General features: G+C 49.2%; 10 protein-coding genes. All 10 read right to left on the bottom strand.

Translation table 11 applies throughout. The annotated features are described in order from the left end of the window. Positions 1 to 4: 4 nt before the first annotated feature. Positions 5 to 973 carry a phospho-N-acetylmuramoyl-pentapeptide-transferase gene (gene mraY / locus ACIFO6_RS15785; protein ID WP_430041774.1) on the bottom strand — a complete coding sequence of 323 codons (969 nt, stop codon included), beginning with the start codon at positions 971 to 973 and terminating at the stop codon, positions 5 to 7. A gap of 22 nt (positions 974 to 995) precedes the next feature. Continuing rightward, positions 996 to 2,399, bottom strand: a complete 1,404-nt coding sequence (locus ACIFO6_RS15780; protein ID WP_430042228.1) for a UDP-N-acetylmuramoyl-tripeptide--D-alanyl-D-alanine ligase — start codon at positions 2,397 to 2,399, stop codon at positions 996 to 998. Further along, on the bottom strand, positions 2,399 to 3,886 hold the full coding sequence (locus tag ACIFO6_RS15775; protein ID WP_430041772.1) for a UDP-N-acetylmuramoyl-L-alanyl-D-glutamate--2,6-diaminopimelate ligase: 1,488 nt from the start codon (positions 3,884 to 3,886) through the stop codon (positions 2,399 to 2,401). Before ACIFO6_RS15775 ends, ACIFO6_RS15780 begins: the two co-directional genes overlap by 1 nt. A 56-nt stretch (positions 3,887 to 3,942) precedes the next feature. Further along, complete coding sequence (locus tag ACIFO6_RS15770; protein ID WP_430041771.1) at positions 3,943 to 5,859, bottom strand: stage V sporulation protein D; 1,917 nt, start codon at positions 5,857 to 5,859, stop codon at positions 3,943 to 3,945. A gap of 83 nt (positions 5,860 to 5,942) precedes the next feature. Then, positions 5,943 to 8,294: a penicillin-binding transpeptidase domain-containing protein gene (locus ACIFO6_RS15765; protein WP_430041770.1), complete on the bottom strand. Its 2,352-nt coding sequence runs from the start codon at positions 8,292 to 8,294 to the stop codon at positions 5,943 to 5,945. A gap of 64 nt (positions 8,295 to 8,358) precedes the next feature. Next, positions 8,359 to 8,739, bottom strand: a complete 381-nt coding sequence (locus tag ACIFO6_RS15760) for a hypothetical protein (protein WP_430041767.1) — start codon at positions 8,737 to 8,739, stop codon at positions 8,359 to 8,361. Between the two features lie 24 nt (positions 8,740 to 8,763). After that, positions 8,764 to 9,714 carry a 16S rRNA (cytosine(1402)-N(4))-methyltransferase RsmH gene (gene rsmH / locus ACIFO6_RS15755; protein WP_044648183.1) on the bottom strand — a complete coding sequence of 317 codons (951 nt, stop codon included), beginning with the start codon at positions 9,712 to 9,714 and terminating at the stop codon, positions 8,764 to 8,766. 17 nt (positions 9,715 to 9,731) lie between these two features. After that, positions 9,732 to 10,169, bottom strand: coding sequence for a division/cell wall cluster transcriptional repressor MraZ (mraZ, locus tag ACIFO6_RS15750; protein WP_007431201.1), 438 nt, complete (start codon positions 10,167 to 10,169; stop codon positions 9,732 to 9,734). A 334-nt stretch (positions 10,170 to 10,503) separates the two neighbouring features. Further along, positions 10,504 to 11,769, bottom strand: coding sequence for an adenosylhomocysteinase (locus ACIFO6_RS15745; RefSeq protein ID WP_430041764.1), 1,266 nt, complete (start codon positions 11,767 to 11,769; stop codon positions 10,504 to 10,506). Between the two features lie 44 nt (positions 11,770 to 11,813). After that, entirely contained in the window at positions 11,814 to 13,445 is a 1,632-nt protein-coding gene (gene bshC, locus ACIFO6_RS15740; protein ID WP_430041762.1) for a bacillithiol biosynthesis cysteine-adding enzyme BshC, read from the bottom strand. Positions 13,446 to 13,554 lie beyond the last annotated feature (109 nt).

The raw sequence follows: 13,554 nt of genomic DNA, 5'->3' as shown, positions 1-13,554 counted from the left end.
TTGTCTACAGCCCCTTGTTGAGATAAAGTCCGAGTCCCGCCAGCAGCAGTCCTACAGCCCAGAATGTAATAACAACGCGCCATTCGGACCAGCCGGACAGCTCGAAGTGATGATGAATTGGGCTCATTTTGAAAATGCGTTTGCCACGTGTTTTAAAGGAAGCTACTTGCAAAACTACGGACAGCATTTCAATTACAAATACACCACCAATAATAACGAACAAAATTTCGCTTTTGGTGACGATAGCGATGGCACCTATAGCGCCTCCGATGCCCAGCGACCCTGTATCGCCCATAAATACCTTGGCAGGATGTGCGTTATATACAAGAAATCCAAGTACAGCACCAATCATGGCCGCTGAGCAAACCGCAGCCGGAAGCGAGGTTGCTTGAATCGCTACGATGGCATAAGCACCAAAGGCAATCGCACTGGTACCGGACAGCAGCCCGTCCAGTCCATCTGTGAAATTGACGGCGTTGCTAATCGCCAGCATCATAATGACGATGAACGGATAATAGAACCAGCCGTTCCAATCAAACGACCAGGAAGTTCCCGGTATGCCAATAGCAGTGCTGTGATCATTGCTGATCAGAAGCCAGCACATGATCCCGCTGAACAGCAATTGCCCGAATAGCTTTTGACGGGCAGTCAATCCGAGCGAACGCTTGAAAACAATTTTGATGTAGTCGTCCAGAAAGCCGATCAGCCCAAAACCAAGCGTAGCGACCAGCAGGACGTAAAAGTCCGTATTTTTTATCGCCGAAAATTTAAGAAAGGTCAGCGTAAAAGCCACCAGAATAACGATTCCACCCATAGTAGGCGTACCCGTCTTTTTGAGATGGCTTTGTGGCCCGTCATCCCGGACCTGCTGGCCGAATTTCATTCGCCGCAGCAGCGGAATGAGTATTGGAGCGGCAATGACCGCCAGTATAAACGATACGACGATCGTCAGCAGTAATAATTGAATATCCATGGGAGTCTCCCTCTCGTCAACATCATTTCTGTAGCGGACCGTTTTTCAGCGCATCCACAATTTCTTCCAGTCGCATCCCTCGGGATGCCTTAACCAGCACGATATCATCGGCACGGAGGTAAGCTTGCAGATCTTGAATCAGTTCTTGCTTATCCTCATAAGCATGTACGTCATCAGACGGCATGGACGCTTGCGCCCCATGCGCAATGGACGCCCCCAACACACCGTAGGTGAACAGCATATCTACGTCATGTTTCGCTGCAAAAAGCCCGATTTCCTCGTGGAATTTCTTTTCCTCGGGACCCAGCTCCAGCATATCGCCAAGCACGGCGATTTTACGTCCCTTTGTTTCGTAACCGGATAACGTCTGAATTGCAGCTTTCATTGAAGCCGGACTGGCGTTATAAGCATCGTTCAGCAGGGTAAGCCCATTGGTGCAGCTCACAACCTCAATGCGCATGCCTGTCAATTTCAATGCCGACAGCCCTTGGCGCACATGGTCTGCATCCACCCCAAAATGACGCGCTACCGCCAGTGCTGCCAAACCGTTCACTACATTGTGCTGCCCAAGCAGCGGAAGCCGGAAAGCATCCTTGCCGGATTGGGCTGTCGTGAATAGACTACCTACTCCATCCGTAGTTATTCCAGTTGGATAATCATCGTTATCCGCAGACATTCCGAACGTGAACAGCTTCAAGCCGTCAGGCTTAACCGTTTCGGGTTCCGCAAGCACTTGCGGCAATAGCGGTTCATCTCCATTGTAAATCAGCAAGCCGCCGGATTTGAGACCGCTGACGATTTCCAGCTTTGCTCGTGCAATTTCCGCACGGGAACCGAGCTGGAGCAAATGCGCTTCGCCAATGTTCGTAATGACCGCTACATCAGGCTGGGCAATATCAGTCAGCAGGCGGATTTCCCCACGTCCACTCATTCCCATCTCCAAAATGAGGATGTCCGTATCCTGCGGCATGGACAGCACGGTTAAAGGCAAACCGATATGGTTGTTATAATTCCCTTCGGTTTTGTGTACTTTAAAGGTCGTGCCCAACAGAGCGTTGACGATGTCTTTTGTCGTCGTTTTGCCGTTGCTTCCAGTAATCCCTACGACAGATACACCTGTCTCCCGCAAATATGCAGCCGCAAGACGCTGGAGGGCCACCAAAGTATCATCTACTTCAATCGCATTCCCTGCAGGAGGTGCACCGTGATCCTTTTGCCATAAAAAAGCAGCTGCGCCTTCTCCGCTCACAATCTGCTGCACATAATCATGCCCGTCAAACCGTTCACCCGTGAGTGGAACGAACAGCCCCTGGGACTGTGGCTTGCGTGAATCTGTATAAACGCCCTCAACCATTCGTTCGGGGTCCGCCTCTATGTGAAGCGTTCCCCCACTTATGGAGGCGATTTGACCGATTGTTCTTTTCATCACTTGGATAAACCCCTTATCGCTTCTTTGGCTACGATGCGGTCATCGAATTCATGCACCGTTTTTCCGATCAACTGGTAGGTCTCATGACCTTTTCCCGCAATCAATACTACATCGTCAGGGCTTGCCATTTCAACAGCTTTATGAATAGCAGCTCTACGATCTATGATCAGCTCGTAGCGTTCTACAGGTATACCTTGGTCAATCAGCCCTTGCTCGATGTCTTTCAAAATGGCTTCCGGGTCCTCTGTCCGCGGATTATCCGAGGTAATAAAAGCATGATCGCTGTATTGAGCAGCAATTTTTCCCATCAAAGGACGTTTCGTACGATCCCGATCCCCGCCGCACCCGAATACACACCATACTTTGCCAACTGCAAACTCCTTAACAGTGCGAAGCACATTTTCCAGTCCATCCGGTGTATGGGCATAGTCCACGATAACCGCAAATGGCTGACCTGCGTCTACAGGCTCTACCCGCCCATCTACGCCTGCTATGGACTCCAGGCTGTGCTTGATATCAGGCAGAGCCACTCCTTCCAGCAAAGCGGCCGTGATGGCTGCCAATGCGTTATACACATTGAACTTGCCCACCATGCGCAGCTCAATATCGGTATCTCCTTTAAAAGTAGAGACATGGAAGGATGTGCCCTTGGCACCTACAGCGATATGGGATGCCTGCACATCCGACTCCTTTTCCACGCCGTATGTAATCACTTGGGCTGCAGTGATAGCCTGAAAATAGGAGGAGGCCGGGTCATCCGCATTCAGAACAGCATATTTACTGTCCGACGCATCCCGCGAAAAGGTATTTCCCAAGCGAGAAAACAACAATCCTTTGGCCGCACGGTACTCCTCCATCGTGTTATGGTAGTCCAGATGATCCTGCGTCAGGTTCGTAAAAATAGCGGTGCGAAAATCAGTTCCTTTCACGCGCCCTTGCTCCAGTGCATGTGAAGATACCTCCATCGCACAGCATTGGACCCCTTGCTCCGCCATATTTCCAAGATAGCGTTGCAGCTCTACCGCCTCGGGTGTGGTACCGGACATAGGGTAGGACTGACCACCGTAACGCATTTGAATAGTGCCAATCAGTCCAGTGTTCACTCCGGCATCGTTCAAGATTTTTTCAATTAGATAAGTTATGGTTGTTTTGCCATTCGTCCCGGTTACGCCGATCATGCGCATGCGGCGGCTCGGTGAATCAAACATATAATTCGCCAAAACCGCCATTGCGTACCTGGCATCCTTGACTATGAGTTGTGGCACAGATACATTCAATTCCCGTTCCACAACCAAAGCTGTCGCCCCAGACGCAACTGCCTGCTGCGCATAATCGTGTCCGTCAACCGTAAAACCGGGCAGACACAGAAATAAATCTCCCTGCTGTACCCGGCGTGAGTCCGCCCCGATTCCTCGGCAGTCCACTGTACCGTCCCCCACAATGCGGGAGGCAGCCAGCAGTGAAGCCAATTGTTGAAGCTGCATCTTTCATTCCTCCATTGCTCTCTCGTTAATCATAGTATGGGTATAAAAAGAACCTATCAATCCCCCATATATATACGGATTGTTGATCCCCGCTCCAACCGGGAGCCTGGCTTTGGTGCCTGACTGACAACCGTCTTGCCTGACCCGGATTTTACGAGCATAAAGTTCATATTCAAATCTTCGTATAAATCAGCCACAGTAGCACCTACCAAATCCGGCACCGTATCCATTCGATTTTCCCCGTACTTGTATTCCTTGGCAATCTGATTGGTACGAGGTGGTATTTTCAAAGCAAGCAGCGAATCCCGCAAAATATTTTGCACGATTGGCGCAGCGACTACACCGCCGAATTGAATGCCCTTTGGGTTATCCACAGCGGTATAGACGACTATTTGCGGATCATCCGCCGGGGCAAAACCGATAAAGGATACAATATGCTCCGAGGATGAATAACGTCCGTTGATCACCTTTTGCGCTGTGCCTGTTTTGCCTCCCACCCGGTAACCCTCAATAAAAGCGGGGCGGCCTGTGCCTTTCGCAACGACGCTCTCCAGCGCTTCCCTCACCTGTCGGGAGGTATCCTCTGAAATGACTCTGTGCACCAGTTCAGGCTCTACTTTTTCCAGCACCTTGCCTGTCTCTGGTTGAATCCAGCCTTTTGTAATGTGAGGTTTATACAGATTGCCGCCATTGATCGCAGCCGACACAGCCGTCACCTGCTGAATCGGAGTGACAGATACCCCTTGACCAAAGGCAGTTGTCGCCAGTTCTACCGGTCCTACCTGGGGTAACTTAAATAAAATACCATTCCCCTCGCCAATCATGTCAATGCCCGTTTTACTGCCGAACCCAAAATTGCGAATATACTTGAACAGCGATTCCTTACCTAGACGCTGACCCAGTGTCACAAAGCCTGGATTACAGGAGTTTTCCACGACTTGAAGGAAGGTCTGGCTGCCGTGGCCTCCTTTTTTCCAGCAGCGCAGGCGAACCCCGCCAACTTCAATGTAACCCGGATCGAAAAAGTGATCGTTTTTGAGATTGACCTTCTTTTCTTCCAATGCAGCGGCCAAAGTAATAATTTTAAAAGTAGAGCCTGGTTCATATGTCATCCAAATCGGCAGATTTCGATTGTAAATTTCAGGTGCATATTGTTTATATAGCGCAGGCTCATAGCCTGGTCGCCCGGCCATGCCCAATATCTCCCCATTCTTGGGGTTCATTGCGATGGCCAACGCGGAATTAGCCTGGAATTTGACCATAGCCTGGTCAAGCTCCCGTTCCATGATAGACTGTACAGACTTATCAATGGTCAGTTGCAAGTTCAGACCATCCTTTGGTTCAACGTACTTCTCAGAAGAACCGGGCATCAGGCGACCGCCTGCATCGGATAGATACGCAATGCTTCCGTCAATACCCCGAAGCTTGCTGTTGTTCTTTTTCTCTACCCCCGTCAACCCCTGATTATCAATTCCCGTAAACCCGAGAATATGAGCCGCCAAATCGCCATAAGGATAATAACGTTTGTTGTCTTCAGCAACAACGATACCCGGCAGCTTCAAATCACGAATTTGCTGCGCTTTCTCCATCGTAATTTTTCGTCCGCCGGGCTGAAGTTTTTGGCTTGCTGTTCGTTTGGTAATCAGCTTGAGTACTTTATCCTCGCTCATGTCAAGCAAGGGCGCCAGCCTGCGCGCCGTTTCTTCCGGCTCCTTGATCTGCACCGGTATCGCCATGACTGTCGGCGAAGTGACATTATAGGTCAGCGCCATACCTTGCCGATCCAAAATTTCGCCGCGTTTGGCGGCAAAAGGTATATTCCGGCGCCACGATTCCTCGGCCTTGGCCGAGAGTTCGCCCCCTTTACCCAATTGAACATAGGCGAGCCGGACCGACAAGGCTGCAAACAATACAAACAATCCCAGCAGCCCCCATACCAGCCTGCGCCGCATGGTCACGTTAGATTTCTTCAAACGCGCTCCCCTCCGTTCCTCCAAATACTCATGACATGTCTTACCTCATGAATATTCAAAAAAACGGACGTTAGAACAAGCTATCAGTTATCCTCACCTTTAATTGCAGCCGCACTTTTTTCATCGGCTACAGCGGAGCTCCCACCTTTGGAAGTCTCCCTGCTGGAGCTTGCACTCGCAGTGGTATCAGTTTTTGAATCGGTACTCGTTTTCACTGTACTGTCTTTTTGTTTAGATGCTACGCCGGTAGTTGGGTCCGATGTTTCCTCCGGCTTTACTCCGGTCACGGTTTCTTTAGCCGGCTGGAGCGTCACATTGACGATCCGCTTGCCACTCACCATTTGTGCCTTTTGCGAGACAACATAACCTTCGCCGCTTACCTGAACGCCCACCTTCATGAGCGTCAACACTTGCAGCGTGTCACGCAACGAGACGCCTGTAAAGTCGGGAATGGTCATGTTGGCACTATCCTCAGTCAGCAAATAAATGCGTTGTCCCGGCTTCATTTTGACGCCTGCCTCCGGATACTGACGGACAATTTTGGAGCCTTTGCCGACCGTTTCATAGGCAATCCCCTGTTTGAGCAATGCGTTTTGCGCATCCTTCTTCACCTGACCGGTTAATTGTGGCACTGTCGGCAGATTCACCGTTTTCACAGTAGCACTGTCTGATTTATTCGCTTTGGCTCCTGTTTTGGGAACTCCCATATATTGCAGCGACTGGGATACGATTTTTTTGAACACAGGGGCTGCTGCGGTACCTCCACCTACCGATTTGTTAGGTTCATCCATAACAATCAGGACAGCTATTTTCGGATCATTCACGGGTGCAAAGCCGATAAAGGACACGACATCCTTCGAATGGTCATACACTTTGCCCACAACTTTCGTCGCTGTGCCTGTTTTACCAGCAACACGATACCCATCAATATAAGCAAGACGCCCGGTGCCAATTTCTTGGTCAGACACGACCTGCTCCAGATAGCTGCTGGTCTGTAATGCCGATTCCTGCGAAATCACCTGGCGGACTTCCTTCGGTTGAATCGTCTGTACTTCCCCTGTATCCGGGTTCGTAATTTCCTTCACCAGATGAGGCTGCATCAGCTTACCACCGTTAGCAATGGCCGAGATAGCCACTACCTGCTGGATTGGAGTTACCTGAACACGTCCGTGTCCATATGCAGCCGTTGCGACTTCGGATTTGTATTGGGTGTGGAACGTAATGGCTCCGCTAGACTCACTCGGAAGATCAATCCCTGTTTTCACACCAAATCCGAAGTTGTTAATATATTTCCTCAACCTTTCGCCGCCCAGCTTATCCAGCCCCAGATGGACGAAACCGACGTTACTTGAACGCTTAACCCCTTGAAGATAGGTTAACGTTCCCCAATTTCGACTCACGTCACGAATATCCCATCCCCCGACTCGGATCATACCAGACTGATAGGTTTCATTTGGATTGAACACCTTTTCCTGAACTGCCGCAGCCAAGGTTACAATCTTAAACGTGGAGCCTGGCTCATAGATGGACTGAGTTGCATTATTACGGAAATATTCCATCGAAGATGTGCTCCCGTATGTATTGGGATTAAAATTGGGGTAACTTGCCATACCGAGAACGTCCATCGTTTTGGGATCTGCTGCTACAACCGTCATCGTTTTCGGATTGTATGTTGCAATAGCTTCCTGCATAGCGCCCTCTATATAATACTGAATTGTATCATCAATCGTCAGCTTTAAATTCTTACCATTTTGTGCCGGTTCATAGATGCTCTCCGATCCCTGAAGAGGAACTCCCTTTCGATCTCGCTGATAAAGAAGCTTTCCAGCCGTACCCGAGAGCTCTTTATTATAATAAGCTTCCAACCCCATGCCTGCTGTACCATCTTTACGGTAATAGCCAAGAACATGAGAAGCCAGTTTATTTTCCGGGTAATAGCGTTTGGATTCCTGAACCGTATCCACAGCTCCAATCACTTCGTACTTATCCTTTAAATATTCTTTGAACCTATCCACCTGAGTTTTGAGCTCAGGATCTACCTTCCAGCCTCCGTTACGGATCTCGCGGTTTATTAAATATTTACCGTCTTTGTCCTTGGCCGAGAGATGCTTTCTCAGTTCGTCCTCAGGTGTTTTGAGCAGCTGATGCAGTTTGGCTACGACCTCGTTTTCCAGATCATATTCCTGAATGATGCTTGGGTTGACCACTACCGTATAAGCAGGGGCATCTGCAGCCAGTACATTTCCCTTGCGATCCGTAATCGTTCCGCGCTTGGGCTGGATCACCTGGTCTCTTTTCACCTGCGTAACTACCTGATTATGCCAGTATTCCCCGCTCACGACCTGAATCCAAAATACCTTAAGTAGCAGAACAAGAAAAAAGAGGGTAATACATCCCCCTATCAGCAGTGTGCGAAGCTTTATTCTTTTGACCATAGCTCAAACCTCTCTGCGAAAAAATGTACGTCAGAGCATAGCTTGATGCTATGCTCCTAACTAACTATTTGGCAGCCTGCTTTTCCACACGAATGGGCTCTCTTGTCGGCTCGATATATCCCTGTTCCTTTGCCGTAGGTACAATCTGATTTTCCAGCCGTTCCTTCTGAATTTTCAGTTGGGCGATATTGGTCTGTAATTTGGAAATGTCCTTGCTCGCTGTATTAATCGAATAATTGATTTGATAAATGTGCGCGTACCTGCCAATCAGCATACCAGCAATGATAATGCACGCTACAAGTGTCAAAATATACAGCAGCTTTTCCCGAATCGGCAGCTCTCTGCGGCGTGTAACGACTTTGGTGGTTTCACGATACCGTTGTTGCTGAACCTGTTCCTGACGGGCTCTTTCTTTTACAGCCAAATTACCGCGTGTATAAGCCATGTCGCCTCTCCTTCTCCATTAAATTCATAATTTCTCGGCAACTCTCAGCTTGGCTGACCGGGACCGTGGATTAAGCTCCAATTCCTGCTCTGATGCCACAATCGGCTTACGATTCACCAGCTTTAGATCGCCTATCATTTTGTCCTCCAAAATAGGCAAATCAGATGGATATATGCTTCTCGCCAAATACTCCTTGAAAATATGCTTGCATATCCGATCCTCCAGAGAATGGAACGTAATGACCGAAATTCTGCCCCCTGGAGCCAGGCATTTAACTGCCTGATGCAAAGTATCTTCCAGTGCACCCAACTCATCGTTTACAGCGATCCGCAAAGCCTGAAAGCTGCGTTTGGCCGGATGTCCCCCGGTTCTGCGTGCCGCAGCCGGAATTCCTTCTTTGATAATATCGACAAGTTCCCCTGTTGTGTGAATAGGCTTGTTCTTTCGACGTTCAACCATAATCTTCGCGATCCGGCGTGAAAACTTCTCTTCTCCATAGTGAAACAAAATACGCGCAATCTCTGCTTCTGGCCATTCATTGACAATCTCGTAAGCCGTCAGCGAGCTACTCTGATCCATCCGCATATCAAGCGGCGCATCATGATTGTAGCTGAATCCCCGCTCCCCCTCATCGAACTGGGGCGAGGACACACCCAGATCGAACAAAATACCCTGGACCTGTGGGACGCCGTCTTTTTCGGGCAATCCCAGTTCAGCCAGCCTGTCCTGCAAGTGGCGAAAGTTGGACTTCACCAATGAAATCTTTCCTTCGTAGGCCGACAGCTTCTCGCGCGCATTGTTCAATGCCCAGTCATCCTGATCAAAGGCAATCAGCCTTCCCTCAGGGCCAAGCTGTGACGCAATGACGGAACTGTGTCCTGCCCCTCCCAACGTGCAGTCCACATAGATCCCGTCCTGCCTGATGTTTAGTGCCTGTGTTGCTTCTTCCTTGAGTACGGTAATGTGGTGAAACAAACGGCTGACCTCCTAAATTACAATTCAAAGTTGAAATCAACCAATTTCTCAGCAATGTCGTTAAATGCTTCTTCTGATTGGCTGAAATATTGCTCCCAAGTGTGCTTGCTCCAAATCTCTACCCGGGTAGACACTCCCAATACGACGCACTCTTTGGTAAGCTTGGCGTATTCGCACAAATTCCCCGGTAAATTTACCCTGCCCTGTTTGTCCAATTCGCATTCAGTCGCGCCCGAGAAAAAAAACCGGGTAAACGCCCGCGCATCGGCCTTCATCAAAGGCAGTGCTTTAAGTTTTTTCTCCATGACAGCCCACTCATCCATGGGATACACGAAGAGGCATTGGTCCAGCCCGCGGGTAACCACGAACGAGGCACCGAGAAGTTCACGAAACTTGGCCGGAACAGTAAGCCGCCCCTTCTCATCAATGCTATGTTGGAACTCCCCCATAAACATTGGTTTCGTCACCCCTTACCCCATTCTCCCACTTTGGCCCATTTTCCACCACCTAAGCATAATAGATTCGCTTTAAAAAATCAAAGACCTTCTTTACATTTCCAAAAAGTGATAAACGACAAATCCATACGATGATGTCTATTATTGTCGCCAAGTATCATAACTCGCCAAAAAGCCCCTTATTCCATGAGACGAACTCCCGACAATATGCATCAGGTTTCGAAACAACATGAAAATAAAGGGCTTAGTCCCATTCATCATACCAACCTATACAGACACCTGTGTTACACGTTAAAACCTTTGAACCCGGACATTGTGATCGGCAATGCTCAAGTTATGCATTCCAGCTATCCAGATAGACCTTTTGGTCCTCTGTTAAAGAATCAATTTGGATTCCCAGGCTATCTAGCTTGAAGCGGGCTACCTGCGCATCAATTTCATAAGGTACATTAATTACGGCTTTGCCCAACTCATTATAACGATCGTTCACATATTTCAAGCCAAGCGCCTGAAGCGCAAACGTGGTATCCATGATTTCCGCAGGATGACCATCCGCCGCAGCCAAATTCACGAGGCGTCCTTCTGCCAGCAAATACATTTTACGTCCATCCTTGAAGCGGTACTCCTCAATGTTACGACGCACCGTCCGAATGGATTCGGAACGTTTGGCAAGCTCAGGCTTACTAACCTCCACATCAAAATGCCCCGCATTGCACAGCACAGCCCCGTCCTTCATGACATCAAAGTGCTCCCCGGTAATTACGGCTTTGTTGCCAGTCACCGTAATGAAGAAGTCACCCAGCTTGGCTGCTTCCACCATCGGCAACACATGGAAACCATCCATATGCGCTTCTACTGCCTTGATAGGATCAACTTCGGTTACGACCACATTGGCTCCCAGCCCTTTCGCACGCATCGCAACCCCTTTACCACACCAGCCATAACCCACCACGACGACCGTGCTGCCTGCCACAACCAGGTTGGTTGTGCGAATAATGCCGTCGAATGCTGACTGTCCAGTACCATAACGATTGTCAAACAAATATTTGCAGTAAGCATCATTAACGGCCACCATCGGGAAGTGGAGTTGACCTTCTTTTTCGAGCGCCTTCAAGCGGATAATCCCGGTAGTCGTTTCTTCCGCCCCACCGCGGATGGTAGAAATCAAATCAGGGCGTTCGGATTGCAAGAGAGTAACCAGGTCGCCCCCGTCATCAATAATAAGGTCCGGCTTCGTTTCCAGCGCCTTAATTTGCAAGCTTTTAAACTCAGCAGGGTCCGGATTGTATTTAGCCAAAACCGTAACTCCATCTTCAACCAATGCTGCGCAAACATCATCTTGAGTGGACAACGGATTACTACCCGTAATTGTAACCTCAGCCCCGCCCGCCTGTACTACTTTAGCCAGGTAGGCCGTTTTGGCCTCCAGATGCAGACAGATGGTTACCTTCAGACCCTTAAAAGGCTGCTCCTGCTCGAACTGTTGACGTATACGGTTCAATACCGGCATATGGGCTTGCACCCAATCAATTTTCAGATGACCCTCAGGCGCCAGATTAAGATCGTGAACGATGCTGTTTTGCAAAGAATGGGAAGTCATATTTGTTCCTCCTTCATATTGGTTGTAGCTGTTAACATGCTAAATCATACATAAATGACACGATGCGTACCCGTCAGATCGGTCGGCACATCCATAATCATATCGATCAGGCTGAGACCGTAACGGTTTAGAAAATGATAGATCGTATACACCCGTTCCTGGGGCTGTCCGAACGGAAAAAGTGACCACTCGATGCGATCCCATTGACGAAGCGCTGTTTCATTTTGCCGGAACAGTGCTCCCTGAACTTTTGCTTCCAGATAGGCAATCTGCTCCAGAATCTTTTCACGGTTGGTTTCCCCAATCCGAAGCAAACCTTTTTCAATCAAGCCTGACTGCTGTATCAGTGGTTCATACATTCGGACAAAAGCTTCCTTGGCCCCGGCAAATTGCTCCTGCATTCCAAGTTGATCGTGGGTGACAACCCATTGCTTTTTCCGTTCCTCAAGCCCGTCTCTAACTTCTCCAAAGCTCAATTCGTACTTAAGCATATGCTTCTCCACACCTGGCTCCACCAACATGAAGGACATCCGTGGCAGCAGTAGTGGCATCTGCATCCCCAGCACGCCGAAAGCGTCGCGTGTAATCGCCCAGTAGGCAATTTCTCCTAGACCCAGCACAGAGGCCAGCACTGGAAACAGTGAGTCCTGCATAAGAGGGCGGGTTAGGACATTGTTACTAAAACGTTCTGGATGCCTGTCTGTCTCTTCGAGCAGTTCTTCGACTGTAAATGCTACCTGACCGCGGCGATCCGTGAATAGACCATCTTGCTTGAACAGCAGTAAGCGTTCTTCTTCATGGATATAAAAGAGATTGGCGCCGCCTTCATGCACATCTGCTTGCAAATGATAGCCATAATCTACAATCCGTGCAGCAGTCGCATGGTAAGCTTGCTCCAGCTCATCATTGTGTTGAACCAACCGACGGAAAACGGATGTCTCCAGCTTGCGCAGCGAAGGATCAGCTGAATCCAGCAGCACTAATCCGTAGGCACCAAAAAGAAGTCCCATCAACTTGGCGAAACCTTCACCTAATCCGTAAGAATCATTGAAACCATGCTTAATCATGCGTAAAATATCAGCCTTATGCTCTGAGTCAGGCAAGCTTTGCTCTAAATCAGCCATAGCTTGCTTCCACTCTGCGGCATCGACCTTAATCGCACTAACCGAAGAACGACGTTCCGGCTGCTTATTCAGCTTGATTTTGACTGCTTGCAGGTCATTCCCCATTACATATGAATGATTGACCTCATCCCAGTCATGATCCTCACCCGCAATCCAGAAAACGGGAATAACTGGACGCCCCAGCCGCTCCTCCGCTTCCCTGGCCGCCTTAATAATCGTAGCAGCTTTGTAAACGACCAGCATCGGACCTGTGAACAGTCCACTTTGCTGCCCGCCAACTACCACCAGAGCGTCTAGCTGTTCCAGCCGATCCAATGAAGCATGAACTGCCTCGTGTGCGTTGTATTGCTCATTGTATATGCGGAGACATGCTACGACATCGTTACGATTTAATCGCAGATGCTCCGTCTCATCCAGGCGCTTCGCTCGTTGGGCATAAGCATCGGCATGCAGAACATCATATTCATACAAATCGCGTGCGCGTCCTGTACCCTGTATGTAATCTTCTGCCAAAGCCGACCCTCCGCGAAGCTCTTCCGGAATTATTCTCATGGGTCTGCCTCCTGTCTCCACCAAAACCTTACTGCTTGATTGTACCGAAAGCCCTTGTCCGCGTCAAAGCTTCTCACAAAAAAACCGCCGAGCAAACTCGGCGGTTGGT

The organism is Paenibacillus sp. NRS-1781 (assembly GCF_050467745.1).
Lineage (GTDB): Bacteria > Bacillota > Bacilli > Paenibacillales > Paenibacillaceae > Paenibacillus > Paenibacillus terrae_A.
The sequence above is the reverse complement of the archived record's forward strand: the minus strand, read 5'-3'. Positions and strand labels throughout refer to the sequence as shown.

Bases quoted from the DNA above. Each gene is read 5' to 3' on its own strand.
- ACIFO6_RS15745 (WP_430041764.1), bottom strand. From the start codon at position 11,769: ATGACTTCCCATTCTTTGCAAAACAGCATCGTTCACGATCTTAATCTG.
- ACIFO6_RS15780 (WP_430042228.1), bottom strand. From the start codon at position 2,399: ATGAAAAGAACAATCGGTCAAATCGCCTCCATAAGTGGGGGAACGCTT.
- ACIFO6_RS15775 (WP_430041772.1), bottom strand. From the start codon at position 3,886: ATGCAGCTTCAACAATTGGCTTCACTGCTGGCTGCCTCCCGCATTGTG.
- ACIFO6_RS15760 (WP_430041767.1), bottom strand. From the start codon at position 8,739: ATGGCTTATACACGCGGTAATTTGGCTGTAAAAGAAAGAGCCCGTCAG.
- bshC (WP_430041762.1), bottom strand. From the start codon at position 13,445: ATGAGAATAATTCCGGAAGAGCTTCGCGGAGGGTCGGCTTTGGCAGAA.
- ACIFO6_RS15765 (WP_430041770.1), bottom strand. From the start codon at position 8,294: ATGGTCAAAAGAATAAAGCTTCGCACACTGCTGATAGGGGGATGTATT.
- mraZ (WP_007431201.1), bottom strand. From the start codon at position 10,169: ATGTTTATGGGGGAGTTCCAACATAGCATTGATGAGAAGGGGCGGCTT.
- mraY (WP_430041774.1), bottom strand. From the start codon at position 973: ATGGATATTCAATTATTACTGCTGACGATCGTCGTATCGTTTATACTG.